Genomic DNA, 20606 nt, shown 5'->3' with positions numbered 1-20606 from the left:
TACCACCATCGTAAGATGCCTATAAAAATAGGCCAACCAGAAAACTCTGGCTGACCTAATAATACGAAGGACACATCGAAGACGGCCGCGTCACGTGTTTCGCTGCTTACGGGTGTCCAGAGGGTGATAACTACAAGTTTCCAAAGGAAACTCGCTTCGAAAGCGTAAGCTCGGAACCCCCTCGGAGGAGGGGGCTTGGGGGAGGCGAAAAAAGCGGGTTAAGGGGCGCTAGCCCCTCCCTTTTTCATTTTCTTCCGATATACCTGCCGCTGAATGCTCAAGTATTCCTTCTCGATACTGATGTCATACCATTTCTCCCGGAACAGATAGCCGTAGACGTCCGATTCCTTGCACAGCCGGTTGATCGCATCGGTGAGCTGCAGCTCATTGCCCGTTCCGCGTTCTAATGTGGCGAGCGCGGCGAAGATCTCCGGCGTGAAGACATAGCGGCCAAGGGCGGCGAAAGCGGAAGGCGGGTTCTGTTTGGGCTTTTCCACAAAACCTTGAAGATGAAGCGTCCTTCCCTCCATGGAAACCGGGTCGGCAACGCCGTAGTTCTGCAGAAGATGGAGCGGAACCTCCTGCAGGCCGACGACCGTGCCGCCATGCCGGTGATGCAGCGCAAGAAGCGGCCGTAGCGGGGATCGCGACTGGAGCGATACTTGGTCAGGCAGCAGGACGGCTACCGGATCGTTGCCGGCGAACTGACGGGCGAGCGAGACCGCATGCCCCAAGCCTAAAGCTTCGGATTGCCGCAGGTACGTAATGGTTACGCGGGGGGGCATGATTTTGGACAGCCAATGCTCCTTATGGTGGGTGTAGAGGTAATGCTCGAGCTCCGGGGAGTGGTCGAAATAATTCATGATTTCGGTTTTGTTGCGCGACAGGATAATGAGGATTTCTTCGATCCCGGCTTGTACGGCTTCTTGCACGACGTAATCGATGGCAGGACGGCCCCCGATCGGAAACATTTCCTTCGGAATGGTTTTGGTGACGGGCAGGTTCCGGGTGCCATAACCGGCTGCGGGGATGATTGCTTTGATGACCAAATCTATCACCTCGATGTGAGATCTCTATCGATATTATTAAGTTATAGTATAGCGAGCCGCGTCTTTTGGAAGCCTGTCCGACCGTAAATCAGGCACACGTACACACCCATTTTGCAGGCATTCATGAAAACTTCACAAATGGACGCCTTCGACATCTATCACCCTTGGCAGATGCCGCGACTGCAGCAATGCTAGAGCGCATAGTGTATACAAGCGTTCGATATCGGAGGGAGAGGTACGACGGTGAAAATTTGCGTTGTAGGGGCCGGCTATGTCGGATTGACCACGGCTGCCGTTCTGGCGGAGCTCGGTCATGAGGTCTATTGCACGGACAAAATAGAAGCGAAAATCGCAAGATTGCAAGAGGGCGTGATTCCAATCTACGAACCGGGCCTGGAGGAATGGGTTGCCAGAGGCATGGCGCAAGGCCGTTTGCATTTTGCGACGAACGTGCGGCAGCATATGGAAGGCAGCGAGCTGATCATGATCGCGGTCGGCACGCCGCCGCGCAAGGATGGCAGCGCCGATATGACCTATTTGGAGGGTGTCGTCGAAGACCTTGCGGCAGCGATTGGCTCGCCGAAAGTCATTGTCGTGAAAAGCACGGTGCCGCCCGGGACATCGGCCTGGATCGAGAGCAGACTGGGTGAGTATGGCGTACCTAAGGCATGGTTCGAGGTTGTATCGAATCCGGAGTTTCTGCGCGAAGGGACGGCATTGATGGATACGATCCATCCCGACCGGATCGTAATCGGAGCGGCATCCGAGGAAGCGGCTCAGAAGGTGAAGGCGATGTACGCCTCGATCGATACCGATTATGTATTCACGGACCGGGTAGGCGCGGAGATGATCAAATATGCCTCGAATGCTTACCTCGCGATGAAAATATCCTTCATTAATGAAATGTCGCGCGTATGCGACGTATTCGGAGCGGACGTGACGAAGGTGGCGCAGGGGATCGGGCTCGATCAGCGCATCGGACCTAGGTTCCTGCAGGCGGGACTTGGCTACGGCGGTTCTTGCTTGCCCAAAGATACGATCGCGCTGATGCATGCAGCGGGCACCCGGGGCGTGAAGTTGACGCTTCTCCGCGCGGCGCGCCAGATTAATCGGACACAACTGAATATCTATCTGAATAAACTGAAACAGGCATTGGGTGAATCACATCAACCGACAATTGCCGTGTGGGGCGCTACATTCAAGGAAAATACCGATGATATCCGCTTCTCGCAAGCAATTGCCTTCATGAAGAAGCTGGTGCGGCAAGGGTGGAAGGTGAAAGCCTACGATCCACTTGTCCAACCGTCAATCCGCGGCGTGTCCTGGTCTTCATCGCCTTACGAGGCAGCTGCCGGGGCGGATGCGGTCGTGCTGGCTACCGGTTGGGAAGAGCTGGTTCATCCCGACTGGGCCAAGGTCAAAGAACAGATGCAGGGCGATATCATTCTGGATGGCCGCAATCTGCTGGACCCTTCGGTTATGGCGGCGCATGGCTTCCGCTATGTAGGAGTTGGGCGGTCATGAAAATTCTCATAACAGGCGCGGCCGGATTTATCGGATCGCACCTCAGCGAATATTTCCTGAATGAAACCGAGCACGACGTTATCGGTGTCGATGGATTCGTCCGCGAGGAGCTAAGTGTCATTGGCACACGGAATATAGCTTCCATCCTTCAGCATCCGAGATTCACCCTAATCCGGGCGAACATGCTTCAGCTGGACTGGACGAAGGCGCTTGACGGCGTCGATATCGTCTACCATCTGGCAGGGATCCCGGGCGTTCGGTCGAGCTTTGGCCGGTCATTCGCCAATTATGCGGACAGCAATATATTGGCCACCCAGCAGCTGCTCGAAGCTTGCCGCGGCACGAAACTCCGGAAATTCATATTTGCCTCTACGTCCTCAGTATATGGCGAGAAAGCCGGGCAGGTGTCAGAGGATGCCGCGCTCACGCCGCTTTCTCCTTACGGCGTAACCAAACAAACGGGCGAGCAATTGTGCCGCGTCTATCGCGTCAATGACGGCGTCCCGACAGTGGTCCTTCGCTTCTTTACGGTATACGGTCCTCGCCAGCGGTCGGATATGGCCTTCCATATCTTCATTCGCAGCATGCTGAAGGATGAGCCGATCTCCGTCTATGGCGACGGTACGCAGACAAGGGACTTCACGTTCGTCTCCGATTGCGTCCGGGGAACGGCCTCCGTTGCGCTGCAGCCAGGGTTGATCGGCGAGACGATCAATATCGGCGGCAAGGAGCGCGCTTCGGTCAACGAGATCATACAGCTCTTGGAGACGTTGACCGGGAAGCAGGCGAAAGTGAACTACACGGGAACGACGCGCGGCGAGCCGAAGCATACGTGGGCGAACATTGCCAGAGCGTACCAACTGCTGGGCTATGAACCGGCGGTAACACTGGCGACGGGGCTATCTCTGGAGCTTGATGATCTCAAGAAGCTGTACAGTTGACTTGTCAAGGAGGCAGCAGCGTAAGATGAGGCTTGCGTACGTGTGCACCGAGAAACTACCGAGCCCCGCGATTAAGGGCGGGGCGATTCAGATCATGATTGACGGTGTCATTCCGATTCTAAACCAGAAGCATCAGATGACGGTCTACTCGATTACAGACCCTCAGCTTCCGAACTATGAAGTGAAGAATGGCGTAAGATACTTCCGTTTTCCGCGAGAGAGCTATATCAAGGACGTGGCGGCTTCTTTGAAGGAGCATACCTTTGATGTGGTGCACGTCTTTAACCGCCCCAGAAATTTGATTCGGCTGAAGGCCGCCTCGCCTGGGAGCCGCTTCATCGTCAGTTTGCACAACGAAATGTTCGCTGCCCATAAGCTGACGGATGAAGAGGCGGAGCTCTGCGTGCGTTATGCGACGCGAATTACGTCGGTCAGCGACTTCATCAAGAAGACGGTCACCGACCGCGTGGCCGGTTCGGAGAGCAAAGCCAGAACGGTCTACTCGGGCTTCGACCCTTCGACCTTCCCATCGCGGTGGACGACGAAGGGGCAAGAGCTGCGCAAATCGTTGCGTGCTAAATACGGCGTACAGAACAAGAAGGTTATTCTGTTCGTCGGCCGCCTTAGCATCAAGAAAGGGCCGCATCTGCTCATCCAGGCCATGGATTCGGTGCTGAAGAAACATCCGGAGGCCGTTCTGGTCATTGTCGGCGGCCGGTGGTTCAGCGACGACGCGGTGGACAACTATGGGCGCATCCTGCAGCGGCTTGCCAAGCCGTACGGCACGAAGGTCATCTTCACGAAGTATGTTCCGGCCAACGAAATTCAGAATTACTTCTTGATGGGCGACGTCTTCGTCTGCAGCTCGCAGTGGCAAGAGCCGCTGGCACGGGTTCATTACGAGGCGATGGCGGCAGGGACGCCGATCATCACGACGAACCGCGGCGGCAATGGCGAGGTCATCGCGCATGGCGTCAACGGCTTTATCGTCAAGGAATACAACAAGGTGGAGTCGTTCGCAAGCGCGATCAACTATATGTTGTCGAACCGGGAGATGGCGATGAAGATGGCGCGCACCGGACGTCAGAAGGTCGACACCGCCTTTACGTTCAATCATGTCGCCGACCGTCTGAACAATGTCTATATGGAAGCTTATAACAGCGAACCGACGCCGATGCAGACGGCTACATTGAGCCGATGGGGCAAGAAGCGCAAGCGGAAGAGCAAGCCGCTGACGACGAGCAAACGCGCAAGCCGCCAGACGAAAAGACTAACGGCAAGGGGCAGGTAGAGCAATGGCCATCCAATCCCAAGTTACCGCGATATTGGCTCAGTATCCCATTCAGGTCAAGAGCGTCAGAATCATTCAAGATAAAGGGAAGAAGGCAGCGTGGACGGTAGAGACGTCTACCGGGACGAAGATTCTGAAAAAATCGCCGGCCCGTAAGGAACGTCTGCTCTTCCTCATGCAAGCGACCAAGCATCTACAGAATAACGGCGCCAGCATTCCGCGTATTGTCGCGACCCGTGAAGGCGTCGATTTCGCCGAGGATGCGAACGGTGCCTGCTATGTGCTGTCGGAGGCCGTCCAGACCACGGGGCGGATCGGTTATACGGGCGAAGAGTTGAACCAAATTATGCGCGAGATGGCGAAATTCCATATCGCTTCCCGGGGCTTCCAAGCGAACCGCGGAACGAAATCGCGGAACCACCTGGGCCGATGGGAGAACGGATACCAGAACCATCTGGATAATCTCGAGCTGTTCAAAGCCTTGGCGAACCGCAGCAGCAGCACCTTCTCCAAGCTGTTCATGCAGCATGTTGATGCGTATATCAAACAGGGGAATGAGGCGCTCGCCGTCATTCAAGGGAATGCGTACCGGCGGTGGGTGAACAAGGTATCCGTCCAGCGGAATCTGTGCCACCAGGACTTTGCCGCCGGTAACCTGATTAAGACGAGCAAAGGCTTCTATATTATCGATATGGACTCGATTACGCTGGATCTGCCGGCGCGGGACATCCGCAAGATTTTCAATAAAGTCATGAAGAAGACCGGCTGGAGCGCGGTGAAGGCAACCGCGATGCTGCGCGCCTACCACGAGCGCCACCCGCTCACCAAGGAAGAGTGCAGCGTCATCTACGCCGACTTGCTATTCCCGCACCTCTTCTACGGGCTGGCGAACAAATATTTTACCGGCCGGCTGGAATGGACCTTGGAGGTCACCAACCGCAAGCTGGGAGCGATGATTCAAGACGACAAGAATCGGCTTCAGATGCTGGCTCAATGGGATACGATCGTGAATAATGCGCTCAAATAATAGCGGCCGCTTCCGGTAGAGGAGGCGGCTTTTGCCTATGAGCGGCAATCCCTCGGATGTGTCCGTTCCGTGACCGAGACTGCCGATGGTGTGGGCAAGCCGATAGATATGATATAGTTGACATAGACCATATTTGTGGGGGGAGCACGTGCCTAGGATGAAGAAAAGGACAACGAAGTTGACCAGCCTGCTGCTGCTTTTGATGCTTGCGGCGGTATTTTTGGCGGGTTGCGGAGACGAAGCGGATTTGAAGATTTTTGCCATGCCAAAGGAGTATATGAACACGGAAGTCGCTGTCAAGGTGGAGGAGAAGCTGCAGGCCGCCTTCGGCGAGACGAAGAAGATCGAAGTTTTCTCAAGCCCGATGTACAATGATCAGAAGCTCATTGTCGAGATCGCCGCTGGCGGCAACGGCATTATTCTAGTTCCGAAGGATACGCTTGCGATGATGTCGGCGCAAGGTCCGGCCGTTCAGCTCGATGACTATTTCAAGGCTGAGGATTATCCTGCCGGCGTGATGGAGAGTCTGGTCGAGGATGAAGCCGGCAACGAGAAACAAGTGAAGGGACTGTTCGCGATTCCGGTCGATAGTCTGCCGATCTTCAAGGCATCCGGCTATGCGGAGGAGGATATCCTCGCTTTCATTCCGGTGAACTCCCCGAATAAGGAATTGTCGATTGAAGTGCTGAAGGAGCTGATGAAGCCATGAGGCTATATACGCGTACAGGCGACAGCGGACAGACGTCGGTAAAAGGCGGCCGAGTCCGCAAGGACGATATTCGAGTCGAGACGTACGGCACGATCGACGAGCTGAACAGCTTCGTCGGACAAGCGGCTGCGGTCGCGCTGCGCGAGCAGAAGCTGGCAGGGCTTGTCGCCGAACTGCTCGAGATTCAACAGGAATTGTTCGATTGCGGTTCGGACTTGGCATTCGCCGACCCTGCGGGCAAGGAGTACAAGCTGGACGGTGAACCGGCCGTTCGGCTGGAGGGCTGGATCGACGCCCATATCGCGGCCGCTCCGGAAGTGACGCGATTCATTCTGCCCGGCGGCAGCGAAGTGTCTGCGCTGCTCCATGTATGCCGCACCGTATGCCGGCGCGCGGAGCGCTTGATCGTCACTTTGGCTGGCGAGACGGAGATCAACCACGATGTGCTGGTCTATATGAACCGCCTGTCCGACTATTTCTTCGCCGTTGCGCGCAGCGCGAATGCAGCGCTTGACGTGCCCGACGTGGAATATGTGCGCAGCGCGGAAGTGTTCCGGAAGAAGAGCAAATGACGATGCAGTATTATGAGCCGCTTTCGCTTGTCGTTGAAATGAAGGATGACGGCATGATGGTGCGGACGCTCGTGGAGCGGCGTCTCGGCGTCTCGCGCAAGCTGCTCTCCCGGCTGAAGCTGACGGAGCAGGGCATCACCGTCAACGGACAGAGGGTCTATACGAATGACCGCGTGAAGGCGGGCGATCTTGTCGAGCTGCGCATGGAGCAGGAACGATCGGATGATATTCTTCCGGAACCGATGGCGCTGGATATCGTCTACGAGGATCGTGACCTGCTTATTGTGAATAAGCCGCCGGGCATCGTCGTCCATCCGACGCATGGGCACTATACGGGCACATTAGCGAACGGCGTCGTCCATCACTGGCAGGAGCGGGGAGAGGCAGTCCGTTTCCGGCCGATTCACCGGCTCGATGAGGATACATCGGGTCTGGTTGCCATTGCCAAGAATCCGTATATCCACCAGCAGCTGTCCGAACAGCTTCAAGCCGGCGAGGTGCACAAATCCTATCTCGCTTATGTATATAACGCGCCCCAGATCGCAGTCGGCACGGTCAATGAACCGATCGACCGCGATCCGGATTCGCCCCATATCCGTATCGTTACCCCGGAGGGTTATCCCTCCGTTACGCATTATGAGACGGTCGCCGCATACCGGAACGGCGCAGCTTCCAAGATAAAGCTGAAGCTCGAGACAGGGAGAACCCATCAGATCCGGGTGCATATGAAACATTTGGGCTGCCCGCTAATCGGCGACAGCATGTACGGCTTCGCATCGCCTGAGCGTCAAGCGGCAGGATCCCCGGAGCTGGAAGCGATGGTGAACCGGCAGGCGCTGCATGCCGCCGTGCTCGGGTTTACCCATCCGATGAAGCGCGAATGGATGCAGTGGGAAGCGTCCTTGCCGGATGATCTGCGGCAGCTGGAGGACGCCTTGCAGCAAGAGAACAACAGCATGGAGAATGGAGAGATTGAACAAGCATGAGTCAGTTAACCGTATACGAATATCCGAAGTGCGGCACGTGCCGCTCGGCGATCAAGTGGCTGCAGGGTAAGGGCCATGAGCTTACGAAGCACAATGTATTCGAGACAGCGCCTTCCGAAGAGACGATTGCGGAGCTGGTACGTCTCAGCGGTCTGGAACTGAAGAAGTTTTTCAACACGTCCGGCGAAGTCTACAAGGAAATGAACCTCAAAGATAAAATCGGCGCGATGAGCGACGAAGAGAAGATTGCGCTGCTCGCCTCGAACGGCCGATTGCTGAAGCGTCCTGTCGTGACGGACGGCAAGAAAGTCACCGTCGGATTCAAGGATGAATTATACGAGCAGGAATGGTCCTGAGTCGAAGGAGGCATATGCCGTGACGAAGAAAGTGTGGCGAGCGGATAGGCTCTCCCGGCTGGGTTCCTCGATCTTTGCCGAGGTAGCGAATTGGAAACATGAAGCGGTGCAGGCTGGACTTGCGGTCATCGATCTTAGCATTGGCAGTCCGGACAAGCCGCCTTCCGAGCGGGTCCGGCAGGTGCTGGCCGATGCTGCATTAAGGCCAGACGCCTACCGTTATCCGGGGACGAAGGGCACTCGCGCCTACTTGGGGAAAGCCGCAGAGTGGATGAACCACCGGTTCGGCGTGAAGCTGGATCCCGATACCGAGCTTGTCTCGCTGATGGGCTCGCAGGATGGGCTCGGTCATCTTGCTCTTGCGCTCTGCAATCCCGGCGATGTAGCGCTCATCCCGAATCCCGGCTACCCTGTCTATGCGGCGGGGCTAGCGGTTGCCGGCATCGACCCCTACCTGATGCCGCTCCGTCCTGAGCATGGATACTTGCCGGATTTCGAAGCGATTCCGCACGAGGTCTGGCAGCGCGCCAAATTCATGCTGCTCAATTACCCGAGCAACCCGGTGTCGGCTGTGGCCGATTTGGCTTTTTTCACGAAAGCGGTCGAGACGGCGAAGCAGCACGGCGTGCTGATCGTCCACGATTTGGCCTATTCGGAGATGGCCTTTGACGGCTGCCGCCCGCCAAGCATCCTTGAAGTGCCGGGAGCGATCGACTATGCGGTCGAATTCCATTCGATGTCCAAGAGCTTCAATCTTGCCGGCGGCCGAATCGGCTTCTTCGCAGGCAACCGGGACGTCGTATCGGCGCTCGGCGAGCTGAAGGCGAATATCGATTACGGCGTGTTCCTGCCTGTTCAAGAAGCGGCGATCGCAGCGCTGTCGGACGATATGGCAGGCGTTCACCAACCGGTCAGCCATATTTACGAGAAACGCAGAGACCTATTCATTGAGGCGCTGGCGGCGGAAGGCTGGATCGTTCCGAAACCTAGCGCTACGATGTTCGTCTGGGCGCAGCTGCCTAAGATGGAATGGGGGCTGTCGGAAGATTGGACCTCGCGTCGAATTTCCCGGGAAATGCTGCGCATGCAAGGCGTGGCGGTCATTCCGGGCGATGCCTTCGGCTCGGAAGGCGAAGGATTCGTGCGGATCGCGCTGGTCGAAGACGAGTCTAAGCTGCTGGAGGCCGCTTCCAGAATCGGTAAGTTTATTCGCGGTGAACAATAGAAGGGCAGATGCCGATATAATAGAATAGACATCAAGTGCGAGACAACAAGCAGTAGAGGAGATAAGAACGATGACGGAGCACCAACAAGCTAGAGGCGAGCGCCTGCTGCTGGTCGACGGGATGGCGCTGCTGTTCCGCGCTTTCTTCGCGAACAATTACGGCGGCAGCGTACGCCGGACGAGCACCGGCATACCGGTGAACGCGGTATACGGATTCGTGCGTTATTTTATGGATGCGGTTCAGAAGTTCGAGCCCACCCATGTTATATGCTGCTGGGATATGGGAAGCACGACGTTCCGTACGGCACAGTTCGATGGATATAAGGCCAATCGCCCGGACGCCCCAGAAGATTTGATCCCGCAGTTCGATCTGGTCAAGGAGGTTGTCGCGAGCTTCGACGTGCCGAATATCGGCATGGTCGGTTATGAGGCGGACGATTGCATCGGCACCTTGGCAAGACGCTTCAGCCAGCAAGCCGAAGTGTTCGTCTTATCCGGCGACCAAGATCTGCTGCAGCTTGTGGATGAGCAGGTAACGGTTGTTATTATGAAAAAAGGGTTCGGCAATTATGCAGTCTACACGCCTGCGGCATTGCTTGAAGAACGGCAGCTGACCCCGGCGCAGGTTATCTGCGTCAAAGGTCTGATGGGCGACACTTCTGATAATTACCCTGGCGTACGCGGGATCGGCGAGAAGACCGCTCACAAGCTGGTCCAGGAGTACGGTTCGGTGGATGGCATTCTGGCCAACCTCGATTCGCTGTCCAAGTCGGTGAAGGTCAAGATCGAAGCGGATCTTGCGATGCTGCATCTATCCCGCGAGCTCGCGACGATCAAATGCGACGTGCCGTTGGAAGTCGATTATTCGCTGTCCGTCTGGTCCGTGAATAGAGCGCAAGTATTGAACAAGTTCGAGGAACTGGAGTTCCGCAGCTTAACGGCACTTATAAGCTAATATCCTTTACGGCAGACAGCCCCAGACCAATTTGGTTTGGGGCTTGTTGATTTAGGTTCCATTATGGCTTGTCCTTGGCGTGAAGTTGAAGGAGGGACAGGATCAGACGGAAACCCCCTCCCAATGGATCGGAAGAAGGGGCTTCGCTCTGCTTGCAAGGCGAGATATAATTAGGTCGTAATGGTAATCGTCGGCGTCGAAATTGTCGGCGGCACAGTCATGGTGGATGTCGTCGCTGAGAAGTCGTCAACCTCGAGAATAATCGGAGCGCCGGCTGGAATCGCAACCGTATCTAGGGTAAGGGCCGTTTGGGTTAAGGTGGACAGGTTCGCTTCCTGGAGGACCGCGTTCACATACACGTTGTAGTAGCCTTCGGTCGGCGGAGCAGGCAGGTCTGTGATCGGATCTCCGTTGTCATTGGCGAAGCTTGCTGCAGGAATGACCGTAGCTCCTCCGGTAATCATGCCAGGGTCCATGACCGCGACGAAGCGGGTGACAACCGGGGTTACGGCCGTGTCGATGGTTCCTCCTGTAGCGACCGGTGCCGTTGCCGAAGCAGCGACGAACAGCTTGATCAGGGATGGGGGCATTCTTTCTCACCTCCTTTCTCGGAAACGGATCGATTGCACGAGGATCGGCACGCCTTTCTCCGGTACATCTGCGGATAGAAAGCAAATTGTCCCTTTGCTGATACGGAAAAGGGGAGAAGGCTGCAGCACGCCATTGATAAATATATTGGTCAGAGATACGGTTGCGGGATCTGGGATTTGATTATCTACCCCATAACCGGCGACTCGATCTTGATGGCCATATTCGCGGCTTACCCCATCAGAGATGGCGTAATACAGGTAGGTTCTGGCGGTAATTCGCGGCTTGCGGCTACGTCTGCGTTTTCGATTGGCGCTCCGTTTGCGCAAGCGGCGTTTGGGAGGGCAAGGGCACGGCATGATCCGTCTATCACCCCTTCCTAAGGAGACGGGAATATCCCGATTTCAGTATAGATTATGCGAATAGATTGGAAGCCGCATAGCCACCTGTCTTTATGGTGGTTGCTTTTTTTGTAAGATGATGAGGGGGATATTGAGCCTTTGGCTAACCGTAAAATTTCTATTGTGGAGTAATGCCCGGCGATGTTATCTTTAGTTTAAATAATTCAATTCGGATGCGAATGAAGGAGCTGAGGGTCATATTTGTTTTGCGCAGCATGCTTATCCCTGTACTGCTCATCAGCTTATTCGTTTGTTCGAGCGTAAGCTTCGCGGAAGAACAAATGGCAAGCGCACCACCGAGCCTGCAGGCTGGAGCCGCTCTATTAATCGATGCCAAGTCTGGCACGATCCTCTATGAGAAGAATGCTGAGGAGCGGATGTATCCTGCGAGTATAACGAAGATCATAACCGGGATCATGGCGTTGGAATCCGGACGTCTCGATGAACTTGTGACCGTTTCCAAAGAGGCGCGTTACGAAGACGGCACGCGCGTCTATCTTGCCGAGGGCGAGCAGGTGCCGCTCGAGAATCTGGTCTATGCGCTGATGCTCAACTCCGGCAATGATGCCGCAACGGCGATTGCCGAGCATTTGGCCGGATCGAAGGCCGCGTTCTCGGAGCAAATGAACTTGTTCGTGCAGGAGCAGGTCGGCGTCGTCAATACCCACTTCATGAATCCGCACGGTCTGCCGGATCCCGAACATTATACGACCGCATCCGATATGGCGAAGATCACTCAGTACGCGTTGCGTAACGAGAAGTTTCGCGAGATCGTAGCTACGCAGAAGATGCCGTGGAACGGCAAGGAATGGCAGTCTCAGCTGGAGAACCACAACAAGCTGCTCACCACCTACGAAGGTGCGATCGGCGTTAAGAACGGCTTTACGCAAGCTGCAGGCTTCACGCTGGTCAGCGCGGCCAACCGCGACGGCTTCGAGTTGATTGCCGTTATCCTGAAGTCGGACACGAATAAGAACCTATATGCAGAGATGACCAAGCTGCTCGACTACGGCTTCGAAGCGTTCGAGCCGAAGCAGCTATTCCAGGCCGGCCAGACTTATAACTTACAGCAAGAAGACCAAGAACCGCTTCAGTTCGTGGCCGATGATGAGATTTGGACGGCAGTGCCCAAGCAGCAAGAAGCCACCGTGCAGATCGGACCTACCGGCGCCATTACGATGACAAGCGCGGATCGGACATGGATGGCCGGGCAGCTCACCTATGTCCAGCCGGAGTCTGCGGACGCCCACGAAGTGAGCGCGCTATCCGTATCGGCAGCCGCAGATGAGCGCACCGGGGAAGAGCCTTCAGCCTGGACGGTCCCGATCGCCGGGGCGTGGCTGCTCATGCTGCTTATGCTGGCCGCCGTCGGTGCCATGAAGATTAATCGCCAGAAGCAGAAGCGTTCGAGACGAGTGAGTTACGACGAGCGCATGAGATAGACATATCGGGAAGTGGCTGTGCAAGAGAACGTCTTGCATGGCCATTTTTTATCTGGGCGACCTATCGAATTCATAAGCCTATAACAAGTAATCAATGTTAAAATATGGGCATGAAGAATCTGAAAAACGTCTATGTGTTGTTCGCTGCCACCATGGTTGTAAGCCTTCTGCTTATTATTCAGCTGTCGCCGAAACAAGATCAGTCCACTCGGCCAGTCATGAATGGTAACAATGTTCGATCCGCAGGGTTTGCGGTACATGCGGCATCAACGGACTTGATTACCTCCGCGCAAGGAACGATATTCGTCCGCGGAGATGAAGAGGTGCCTAGTCATGTGCGGATCGTGGCAATGATCGAGATTGACTCTCGTGATTGGGGCGGTGTCGCCTTCTCCATTCCCAGAGAGTGGGAGATTGCGACTATCGACAGCAGCTATCCCGAGAACAAACCGGAAGCCGATCCGGCCGATTATGTTGCAACGAGGTCGACGGCGAGCGAGGATTACGAGCGGGACAAATGGATAGAGGTTGGAAGAGAACGTTACCACTCGTCAGGGGGAGGCGTAGGGACGATCATCATCGATTTAGTGCCTGATCCAGATGCCGATCTGGCCCAAGCGTTGGGTGAAATCGCTGTTGAAGTGGGGTCTGCCGAGAAGGATGGGGTCAAGTTTTTGGGAACGGATTATATTAAGGTGCCTATTCCGTAAGCACCAATTCGTATGATGAAATCCACAAGCTCGAAGGGAGTATACTTATTTGAACAAGGCACTGTCCAAAATGTTGCTTACAGCAATGATATTCGTAGCCGGATGTTCTTCGAACGATAACATCTCTAGTGATTCAAGTGATGTAATTGATACTTATATTTATAAAGTCGGTCCATCAGAGATGCTCGATTAATCCGCATATTCGGGGGATGAGCTTCAGGTCGTTCAAGTGGTGAAGCAACGCGTAACCTATCTCAATAAACGTGATGTGGCCAAGTACTCCTCTGTATTTACAGCTGAGGCAGATCCCTCTTTACGTCTCGAAGTAGCCAAAGATAGTCGTACAACCATTATCAAGCTGCATGACCCCCAGTTTGTGAAACTGAGCGAGGATACGATTTCCGTTTCTGTTCATGAAACTTACCTGGATTATCCCAAGGAAACCGAGGCGGAGCGAATGTACACACTTAAGAAAAGGGACGGGGGTTGGAAGATTGATGGGATTGATTAGCTTCCTATCGTACGCGAGTGTATGCTAATGTTCAGTTACCATGGAATCAGTCCTGCTGATCCAGGCAAAATCAGCCTTACACCAGCCGATTTGAAACACCACGTCCCACTAGAATGAGACACATACAGACGTTCCCCGTAAACCAGCGCAAGTCGTTCACGGCGCTGGTTTTTACGTTGTACACACTCAAGCAAGCGTGTCCACAAAGTGGACGTCAAGCGAGGGTCAGCACTCTTGATCATTTTGACCGCATCATGGCGCCTCAACTGCCTTAAGTCGGCAAATTGGTGCAGCGGGCTCTTTTAGAGGTATAATATAATCATTCTATAGCCGTCAAGACTGGATGCGGCACACCTTAGCTAGGCGCTTTCCTCATTGGACTTATCGGGGACAGCGCCTTTGTCCGATTGTATGCGTAATCCGATGACTTGCACGATTGCAGGAAGCAAGAGCGGCTTGATGCGCATAAGGTTTGATGGTACAAGCTTTAAGGAAAAGGAGTCGAATGAAATGACCGGAGAATTTTGGCTAGGATTGCTGGAGCTGATCTTGATCAATATCGTGCTGAGCGGAGACAACGCGGTCGTTATTGCGCTGGCTTGCCGTAATCTGCCGTCCGAGCAGCAGAAGAAAGCCATCTTCTGGGGCAGCATGGGCGCGGTGCTGCTGCGGGTAGTGCTCACTTTCGTCGCCGTCTGGCTCATGCATATCCCGCTCGTTCAAGTAGTGGGCAGCATACTGCTGCTGTTCATTGCCATTAAGCTGTTGAAAGGCGATGACGCGGAAGAGCATATCCAGTCGGGCGCGAATCTGAAAGAAGCGATTAGGACCATTATTATCGCCGACGTGGTCATGAGCCTGGATAATGTGCTGGCGGTAGCCGGCGCGGCGAATAACAATATGGTGCTCATCATCATTGGCCTTGCGATCTCGATCCCGCTTATTATATGGGCAAGCCAGCTGCTGATGGCGCTGATGACGCGGTTCCCGACTATCGTCATCCTCGGGGCGGCGCTGCTCGGTTATACGGCAGGCGAGATGATCTTAAGCGATCGGATCGTTGGCGAACATTTGGAAGCATGGGTGCCGCATATCCATTATGCGCTGCCGATCTTGCTGGCCGTATTCGTGGTCGTGACCGGCAAGCTGGGCGGGCGTAAGGATCGCGACAAGCACGAGCCTCATACGGCGTCTTGATCGTAAGGCGCTGCAATTCCAGACTGCGCGAAGGAGGACAACCTCTGTCGCGCAGTTTTTTTATAGGCTGGTGCAGGGCATCCGAGGCAAGAAAACAGCTTAGCCGGTACGCAGCCGGGTGAAGAACAGACAAGATGAACATGCTATAAGTGCCATTATTCATGCAACGAATCCAATCGGCACCAGACTCACCAATGAGAGGAGACATGCTGCCCAATGACTGTTCGTACGATGAAGCCCTGGAAGCGGGCGCTGCTCAGCACGCGCAATCAAGTGAAGTACCTGTTTCGCAGATGCTTCCGGTTAAGCTTAGGCGAGGTGAGGCTGAAACCCGGGGCCAACGATGGCTTGTTTACCGATCCGAAGACTCGGGAGCGGGAAGAGCAGTTGCTCGAACACTATCATTTTGACAGGTGGAAGCATAAGCTTGGCCGGGTCGACTATCAGCTTAATCTATACCATCTGGATCTGATGGACAGCGTGCGGCACCGATTGATCTCGCTTGGCGTACATCCGGTGCGGCTTGTCGATGTCGGGAGCAGAACCTTCTATTACGCGCCGTGTCTCTATCACTTTGGTACCTATGGCGGATTGGAACTTAAGTCGATCTGCGGCATCGAACTCGACCCTTACCGGCGCTACCGCAACGGCTATACGGCTTATGATTACGCGCTTGCTTATATGAAAGAAATCGGTGATCCGGTCGTCCGCTACGAAGCGATGGACTTCGCCGCCTATGAGCAGTCCTATAATGTATGTACGATGTTCCTGCCGTTCGTGACGGAGCAAGCGCTGCTCCATTGGGGGCTGCCGCTGCGTACGTTCATGCCTCAGCGGCTGATCGAACACGCTTACGAGCATCTGGCTTCACCTGGCGTTCTTCTCATCACCAACAAAGGTCCCGAAGAGCAGCGTGCGTTGCACGAACTGCTTGACGACATGGGGATTCCCTATGAATCGCGGGACGCCTTCGCATCCCCGTTCGATCCATATGATGTGCCTCGATACGTGACGATAGTGACCAAATAGCGCAAGCGTGGGGCTTACGTTCGTATTGCCTCTCGCGTCCAGTTCTGCCAAATCGGGTATGTATAGAGGACAGGTTTACCGGTCCAACGGATACTTGAGGAGGCGATCGAAATGGAACAGATTACAGTGGGCATTATCGGCGCAGGTTTTATCGGTCCCGCGCATGTCGAAGCGGTGAGACGGCTTGGCTTCGTGAAAGTGGCCGCAATCGCAGGCACAACGTCCGAGCGTGCCGAGCAGAAGGCGGCGGAGCTGGACATTCCGCAAGCTTACGGCGATTACAGGGAGCTGCTGAACGATCCGAATATTCAGGTGGTACATAATTGTACGCCGAACGATGTGCATTTCGAGATTAATAGAGACATTATGTTGGCCGGCAAACACGTGATGGCCGAGAAGCCGCTCGCGATGAACAGCCGGGAATCGGCGGATCTGCTGCGGATCGCCCGTTCAAGCGGCGTCGTGCACGGCGTTAATTTCAATTACCGGCAGTTCCCGATTCTGAAGCAGCTGCGCACGCTTGTCGAACGCGGGGATCTGGGCGATGTGCATCTGATCCACGGCAGTTATTTGCAGGACTGGCTGCTGTACGAAACGGATTACAGCTGGCGGCTGGATCCGGAGATCGGCGGCAAGACGCGGGCAGTCGCGGATATCGGCTCGCATTGGTGCGATACGGTCCAATATGTGAGCGGCAAGCGCATCCGTCAGGTTTTCGCGGATTTCTCTACCGTTCTGCCGATGCGCAAGAGAGCCGAACAGGACATCGCGACGTTCGGCAACTCGGTCCAATCCACGCAAGACATGACCGAATACGAAGTCGAGACCGAGGATTGCGCTTCGGTGCTACTGCGATTCGATGACGGGACGAAAGGCGTGTTTACCGTCTCCCAGGTGAGCGCGGGGCGGAAGAATCGGCTCAGCTTCGAGATGAACGGCGCGAAGCAATCGGCGTTCTGGAACCAAGAGGAGCCGCATCGGCTATGGGTTGGGCATCGCGACCGACCGAACGAGATGCTGCTTGCCGATCCTTCCTTGTTCACGGAGGAAGCCCAGAGCGCGATCCATTTGCCAGGTGGACATAACGAAGGTTGGCCGGACGCGCTCAAGAATCAGATGCTGCACTTTTACACTTTCATCCGGGAAGGGAAGAATCCTAGTATTGATCACTGTGATTTCGCCACGTTCGAGGACGGTCACCGTTCCATGCAGCTGATCGATGCGATTTTGCGCAGCAATGAAGAGAGTCGATGGGTCACGATCGGGGAATAATCAAGGTGAAACGGCTTTCGCCGTCTTTGATGGCTCAGCGCGTTTCATTCCGGTGAAATGCAAGATGATTGATAAGAGTGAAACTTATAGACGCTTATTTAAACGAAACCCCCGGCCTATGCTTCCAATGAGAAGCAGGCCGGGGGAGTATATGAGCTAGATTAGCTGATTTCTGTACGTGATGGGTTCATTCGGAATTGCTCCAGACAGGTTTGGCAAATGCAGGCTTTCTTCCGCAGCTCGGCGGGGATCTGCTCGAAGATCTCGGGCGGGAATGATGCATGGAAGCACCAACACCGCGTGCTTGCCGGGTCTGCCTGGTTATAACCGCAGTTGCTGTCTTTGCCGCATAGCGGACAGTTCATGCACGTAAGCTCCTTTATAAAAGAGCCGGTGTTTATCTTGTTCAACAAACGCGAGGCGGCTAAGGCTCGTCAATGGCATCCGGCGTCATGAGGCTATCATCGTCGATGCGATCTTCGTACTTCATGTAAGCACGCAAGGAGCGATCCTCGTAATCATAGCGATCGAATGGCTGCTGGTCGAGGCGCCATGGCTTGCTCTTGCCTAATTTCTCAGCAGACACGGCTGAACCGAACGTTACTCCGCCGGAGTCCTCGTCGAAGAGATCGCTGCTCTGTGAAGCCACGGTGGACAAATCGGTGTACGGCTGGCGTTGTTCATCGATAAATCGGCTCATGGTATCTCTCCTATAAGCTGTAGTGGACTACTGCTTAAGTGTGCCCTGTTTAATCGGTAAAATTCACCGTTCCGACCACGAGATAGAGGAACTGGCTAAGCTCCATCGCTTCTTCTTCGGTAAGCTTGAACGTATACTCGAGGTAGCCCTCCTCTTCCAGATCGTCGGGGCCGATAATGGCGGTCTTGCCGCTCTGCAGATCGGTAATGAGCTTCTTCCCGTAGAAGCGGTTGGTGGCGGTAATCGCAAGATCGAACCGCTTCAGGCTTGGCGTAATGAACGTCGTGAATCGGGTCGACGTGTCTTCGGTCATGTCGGACATAAAATCGTAATCGGGCAGCTGCACGGTATTGCTGATCCTCCTTTAAGTAGGGAAAAATGGGGACGAATCCATGTAAGGCTGATCGGCCTAACGGCCGCTCAAACCAATCCAGACTATCGATGGAATGCTGATCGGCTAACGGCCGCTCAAACCAATCCAGACTATCGATGGAATGCTGATCGGCCTAACGGCCGCTCAAACCAATCCAGACTATCGATGGAATGCTGATCGGCCTAACGGCCGCTCAAACCAATCCATCCCACATCATATCATTTACGTTTGACGAACGGCAACGATTGCGGCCCTAAATAATGGCTGCTGTTCCCCTTGTCAATATTAGCCAGCCTATGCTATGATGTGAGCAATCAAATCGATGTACGCGGGGAAGCACCTCTTACATGTCCGGTAACCGGACGTAAGAGGTGCTTTTTTTTGTGCGCAGATTTGGCTCAGTATCAACGATACGTACGATTCGAATAGGAGGATATCAGATGCAGATTGTATTTTTGAACACGTTCGAGCGCGTGAACAGCGAGCGCGAGATGAAGGAGCGGGCCCAAGTTTCCATTGGCGAATCGGAGGGTCAATGGTCTGTCCTCTGGACGCAAGAGGCGATTATGCAGGAGGAAGAGACGCCGGCTTCGATCTGGTTCGAAGGCGGATCTTGGGAAGAGATGATGGCTGCCTTCCGGCATGGCATCGCCGTTAAGATGGGGGAAGGCTATTCGCCGATTATTGACGGGCTGCTGGACGACCGCAAGCCGACCACGGGATCGGGCAGTATGTATGCGATGCTTCATTGCTACGGAGAGGCTAATATGAATGCGGCGTTATTCGATGCGCTGCGCGATTGGCGGCGGACGAAGGCAGCCTCCGAGAAGAAGTCCGCTTACCTCGTCGCGAACAACCGGATGCTGTGGATGATCAGCGCCTATGTGCCTCACACGGCCGAAGAGCTAGACCAGATCCCCGGCTGGGGCGAGACGAAGCAGACGGCCTACGGCGAAGAAATACTGAAGCTTACGGGGACGTTCGAGCAGCCGCGCCCATTCCCGCTCGATTGGGTCGAAGAGGCGCTTGAACCGCAGCTATTCACGCAGTGGCTCTTCCGACAGAAGGAAGCGAAGTATAAGGCGATCATGGATCGGCAGCAGGAGAAGAAATTGCTGCTTGGCGCGATAGCCGACGGCAAGACGCTTGCACAGCTGCAAGAGGAGCTGTCGATGCCACGCCGCGATCTGATGGAGCGGATCGAGCGCCTGGAAGTGGAAGGCTATGATATCGAGCCGCTTATCCAGCGGGAACTTCAGCATATGCCCCAGGTCGAGCAGGACCAAGTCTGGGAAGCGCTCACGATTATCGGCGACCGATACCTGAAGCCTGTGCTTCATCAAGTGTATGGCGAAGACCAGCGTCCCGGACAGCCGCTCGACCAGCTGTATGACCGGCTGCGGCTTATCCGGCTTCGCTTCCGGCGCACCCACAACGAAGCGGTCTAACACGCTAAGCCAGCGGCTTTAAGCAGTAGAGCATGGCTCGAATCTGAACCTTGTATTTCTCCGGAATGAAACGAGCTGTGCCGCTAGAGAATGGTCACAGCCGTTTCACCGTGGGTTGTTGGTACTATTTAGCCGATGAAAAGATGGTCAGCTTGTGAGCGATCTCTAATGTTTTTGGATCATATGTCCGATATAAGTTCTATCCCGAACATAGTTCGACAAAATCAGAGATGACTCGTATATTTCCATTAAAGGCATAGTATACTTGACCTATTCGATCTAGTATAATATGAGCAGGGA

At 54.8% G+C, this 20606-nt stretch carries 23 protein-coding genes; 17 read left to right on the top strand and 6 right to left on the bottom strand.

Annotated features, from left to right (window positions below; all coding sequences use genetic code 11):
• Positions 1-218 precede the first annotated feature (218 nt).
• Positions 219-1049: a UTP--glucose-1-phosphate uridylyltransferase gene (locus FHS18_RS28325; RefSeq protein ID WP_183603758.1), complete on the bottom strand. Its 831-nt coding sequence runs from the start codon at positions 1047-1049 to the stop codon at positions 219-221.
• A 243-nt stretch (positions 1050-1292) separates the two neighbouring features.
• Between FHS18_RS28325 and FHS18_RS28320 the strand changes: the two genes are divergently transcribed.
• The 10 genes from FHS18_RS28320 to FHS18_RS28275 all read left to right on the top strand — a co-directional run bounded on the left by FHS18_RS28320 (position 1293) and on the right by FHS18_RS28275 (position 10635).
• Positions 1293-2573 (top strand): nucleotide sugar dehydrogenase, encoded by a 1281-nt coding sequence (locus FHS18_RS28320; protein WP_183603757.1) that lies wholly within the window; start codon positions 1293-1295, stop codon positions 2571-2573.
• On the top strand, positions 2570-3514 hold the full coding sequence (locus FHS18_RS28315; RefSeq protein WP_183603756.1) for an NAD-dependent epimerase/dehydratase family protein: 945 nt from the start codon (positions 2570-2572) through the stop codon (positions 3512-3514). Before FHS18_RS28320 ends, FHS18_RS28315 begins: the two co-directional genes overlap by 4 nt.
• Positions 3515-3539: 25 nt before the next feature.
• On the top strand, positions 3540-4805 hold the full coding sequence (locus FHS18_RS28310) for a glycosyltransferase family 4 protein (RefSeq protein WP_183603755.1): 1266 nt from the start codon (positions 3540-3542) through the stop codon (positions 4803-4805).
• Positions 4806-4809: 4 nt separating this feature from the next.
• Entirely contained in the window at positions 4810-5832 is a 1023-nt protein-coding gene (locus FHS18_RS28305) for a CotS family spore coat protein (RefSeq protein WP_183603754.1), read from the top strand.
• A 157-nt stretch (positions 5833-5989) separates the two neighbouring features.
• Complete coding sequence (locus FHS18_RS28300; RefSeq protein ID WP_183603753.1) at positions 5990-6541, top strand: hypothetical protein; 552 nt, start codon at positions 5990-5992, stop codon at positions 6539-6541.
• Positions 6538-7113: a cob(I)yrinic acid a,c-diamide adenosyltransferase gene (locus FHS18_RS28295; RefSeq protein WP_183603752.1), complete on the top strand. Its 576-nt coding sequence runs from the start codon at positions 6538-6540 to the stop codon at positions 7111-7113. The genes FHS18_RS28300 and FHS18_RS28295 overlap by 4 nt, the downstream gene beginning before the upstream one ends.
• Before the next feature lie 2 nt (positions 7114-7115).
• Positions 7116-8099: an RluA family pseudouridine synthase gene (locus tag FHS18_RS28290; RefSeq protein ID WP_409348594.1), complete on the top strand. Its 984-nt coding sequence runs from the start codon at positions 7116-7118 to the stop codon at positions 8097-8099.
• Entirely contained in the window at positions 8096-8455 is a 360-nt protein-coding gene (locus tag FHS18_RS28285; protein WP_183603750.1) for an arsenate reductase family protein, read from the top strand. Before FHS18_RS28290 ends, FHS18_RS28285 begins: the two co-directional genes overlap by 4 nt.
• A 19-nt stretch (positions 8456-8474) precedes the next feature.
• Positions 8475-9680, top strand: coding sequence for an aminotransferase class I/II-fold pyridoxal phosphate-dependent enzyme (locus FHS18_RS28280; protein WP_343060715.1), 1206 nt, complete (start codon positions 8475-8477; stop codon positions 9678-9680).
• 70 nt (positions 9681-9750) lie between these two features.
• Positions 9751-10635, top strand: a complete 885-nt coding sequence (locus tag FHS18_RS28275; protein WP_183603748.1) for a 5'-3' exonuclease — start codon at positions 9751-9753, stop codon at positions 10633-10635.
• 170 nt (positions 10636-10805) lie between these two features.
• On the opposite strand, the gene FHS18_RS28270 is transcribed toward FHS18_RS28275, so the two are convergent.
• Together FHS18_RS28270 and FHS18_RS35475 are read right to left on the bottom strand one after the other, a co-directional pair.
• The gene (locus FHS18_RS28270; RefSeq protein ID WP_183603747.1) at positions 10806-11225 is read right to left on the bottom strand and encodes a DUF4183 domain-containing protein; all 420 of its coding nucleotides are present in this window, start codon (positions 11223-11225) and stop codon (positions 10806-10808) included.
• Between the two features lie 6 nt (positions 11226-11231).
• The gene (locus FHS18_RS35475; protein WP_183603746.1) at positions 11232-11582 is read right to left on the bottom strand and encodes a DUF4183 domain-containing protein; all 351 of its coding nucleotides are present in this window, start codon (positions 11580-11582) and stop codon (positions 11232-11234) included.
• 257 nt (positions 11583-11839) lie between these two features.
• On the opposite strand from FHS18_RS35475, the gene FHS18_RS28260 reads away from it, so the two are divergent.
• From FHS18_RS28260 to FHS18_RS28235, 6 genes are all read left to right on the top strand, one after another.
• Positions 11840-13066, top strand: a complete 1227-nt coding sequence (locus FHS18_RS28260; protein WP_246427967.1) for a D-alanyl-D-alanine carboxypeptidase family protein — start codon at positions 11840-11842, stop codon at positions 13064-13066.
• Between the two features lie 110 nt (positions 13067-13176).
• A complete protein-coding gene (locus FHS18_RS28255; protein ID WP_183603744.1) occupies positions 13177-13776 on the top strand; it encodes a hypothetical protein in 600 nt (199 codons plus the stop codon).
• Between the two features lie 232 nt (positions 13777-14008).
• The gene (locus FHS18_RS28250; RefSeq protein WP_183603743.1) at positions 14009-14287 is read left to right on the top strand and encodes a hypothetical protein; all 279 of its coding nucleotides are present in this window, start codon (positions 14009-14011) and stop codon (positions 14285-14287) included.
• Positions 14288-14797: 510 nt separating this feature from the next.
• Positions 14798-15484 carry a TerC family protein gene (locus FHS18_RS28245; RefSeq protein ID WP_183603742.1) on the top strand — a complete coding sequence of 229 codons (687 nt, stop codon included), beginning with the start codon at positions 14798-14800 and terminating at the stop codon, positions 15482-15484.
• Between the two features lie 216 nt (positions 15485-15700).
• Entirely contained in the window at positions 15701-16513 is an 813-nt protein-coding gene (locus FHS18_RS28240) for a hypothetical protein (RefSeq protein WP_183603741.1), read from the top strand.
• A gap of 111 nt (positions 16514-16624) precedes the next feature.
• Positions 16625-17785: a Gfo/Idh/MocA family protein gene (locus tag FHS18_RS28235; protein ID WP_183603740.1), complete on the top strand. Its 1161-nt coding sequence runs from the start codon at positions 16625-16627 to the stop codon at positions 17783-17785.
• Positions 17786-17946: 161 nt separating this feature from the next.
• Here FHS18_RS28235 and FHS18_RS28230 read toward each other — a convergent pair whose 3' ends face one another.
• From FHS18_RS28230 to FHS18_RS28220, 3 genes are read right to left on the bottom strand one after another with little or no spacing between them, the layout of a single operon-like run.
• Positions 17947-18150: a cysteine-rich CWC family protein gene (locus tag FHS18_RS28230; RefSeq protein WP_183603739.1), complete on the bottom strand. Its 204-nt coding sequence runs from the start codon at positions 18148-18150 to the stop codon at positions 17947-17949.
• Between the two features lie 59 nt (positions 18151-18209).
• Entirely contained in the window at positions 18210-18485 is a 276-nt protein-coding gene (locus FHS18_RS28225) for a hypothetical protein (protein ID WP_183603738.1), read from the bottom strand.
• A 49-nt stretch (positions 18486-18534) separates the two neighbouring features.
• Complete coding sequence (locus FHS18_RS28220) at positions 18535-18807, bottom strand: DUF3055 domain-containing protein (protein ID WP_183603768.1); 273 nt, start codon at positions 18805-18807, stop codon at positions 18535-18537.
• A gap of 491 nt (positions 18808-19298) precedes the next feature.
• Here FHS18_RS28220 and FHS18_RS28215 point away from each other — a divergent pair, with 491 nt between their 5' ends.
• Positions 19299-20306 (top strand): HRDC domain-containing protein, encoded by a 1008-nt coding sequence (locus tag FHS18_RS28215; protein ID WP_183603737.1) that lies wholly within the window; start codon positions 19299-19301, stop codon positions 20304-20306.
• Positions 20307-20606 lie beyond the last annotated feature (300 nt).

The organism is Paenibacillus phyllosphaerae (assembly GCF_014192105.1).
Lineage (GTDB): Bacteria > Bacillota > Bacilli > Paenibacillales > Paenibacillaceae > Paenibacillus_Z > Paenibacillus_Z phyllosphaerae.
This window is presented reverse-complemented; position numbering and strand designations above follow the sequence as displayed.

Excerpts from the sequence above, each read along its gene's own strand:
- FHS18_RS28315 (WP_183603756.1), top strand. The coding sequence starts at position 2,570 with ATGAAAATTCTCATAACAGGCGCGGCCGGATTTATCGGATCGCACCTC.
- FHS18_RS28310 (WP_183603755.1), top strand. The coding sequence starts at position 3,540 with ATGAGGCTTGCGTACGTGTGCACCGAGAAACTACCGAGCCCCGCGATT.
- FHS18_RS28305 (WP_183603754.1), top strand. The coding sequence starts at position 4,810 with ATGGCCATCCAATCCCAAGTTACCGCGATATTGGCTCAGTATCCCATT.
- FHS18_RS28300 (WP_183603753.1), top strand. The coding sequence starts at position 5,990 with ATGAAGAAAAGGACAACGAAGTTGACCAGCCTGCTGCTGCTTTTGATG.
- FHS18_RS28295 (WP_183603752.1), top strand. The coding sequence starts at position 6,538 with ATGAGGCTATATACGCGTACAGGCGACAGCGGACAGACGTCGGTAAAA.
- FHS18_RS28290 (WP_409348594.1), top strand. The coding sequence starts at position 7,116 with ATGCAGTATTATGAGCCGCTTTCGCTTGTCGTTGAAATGAAGGATGAC.
- FHS18_RS28285 (WP_183603750.1), top strand. The coding sequence starts at position 8,096 with ATGAGTCAGTTAACCGTATACGAATATCCGAAGTGCGGCACGTGCCGC.
- FHS18_RS28275 (WP_183603748.1), top strand. The coding sequence starts at position 9,751 with ATGACGGAGCACCAACAAGCTAGAGGCGAGCGCCTGCTGCTGGTCGAC.
- FHS18_RS28270 (WP_183603747.1), bottom strand. The coding sequence starts at position 11,225 with ATGCCCCCATCCCTGATCAAGCTGTTCGTCGCTGCTTCGGCAACGGCA.
- FHS18_RS35475 (WP_183603746.1), bottom strand. The coding sequence starts at position 11,582 with ATGCCGTGCCCTTGCCCTCCCAAACGCCGCTTGCGCAAACGGAGCGCC.
- FHS18_RS28260 (WP_246427967.1), top strand. The coding sequence starts at position 11,840 with ATGCTTATCCCTGTACTGCTCATCAGCTTATTCGTTTGTTCGAGCGTA.
- FHS18_RS28255 (WP_183603744.1), top strand. The coding sequence starts at position 13,177 with ATGAAGAATCTGAAAAACGTCTATGTGTTGTTCGCTGCCACCATGGTT.
- FHS18_RS28245 (WP_183603742.1), top strand. The coding sequence starts at position 14,798 with ATGACCGGAGAATTTTGGCTAGGATTGCTGGAGCTGATCTTGATCAAT.
- FHS18_RS28240 (WP_183603741.1), top strand. The coding sequence starts at position 15,701 with ATGACTGTTCGTACGATGAAGCCCTGGAAGCGGGCGCTGCTCAGCACG.
- FHS18_RS28235 (WP_183603740.1), top strand. The coding sequence starts at position 16,625 with ATGGAACAGATTACAGTGGGCATTATCGGCGCAGGTTTTATCGGTCCC.
- FHS18_RS28230 (WP_183603739.1), bottom strand. The coding sequence starts at position 18,150 with ATGAACTGTCCGCTATGCGGCAAAGACAGCAACTGCGGTTATAACCAG.
- FHS18_RS28225 (WP_183603738.1), bottom strand. The coding sequence starts at position 18,485 with ATGAGCCGATTTATCGATGAACAACGCCAGCCGTACACCGATTTGTCC.
- FHS18_RS28220 (WP_183603768.1), bottom strand. The coding sequence starts at position 18,807 with ATGTCCGACATGACCGAAGACACGTCGACCCGATTCACGACGTTCATT.
- FHS18_RS28215 (WP_183603737.1), top strand. The coding sequence starts at position 19,299 with ATGCAGATTGTATTTTTGAACACGTTCGAGCGCGTGAACAGCGAGCGC.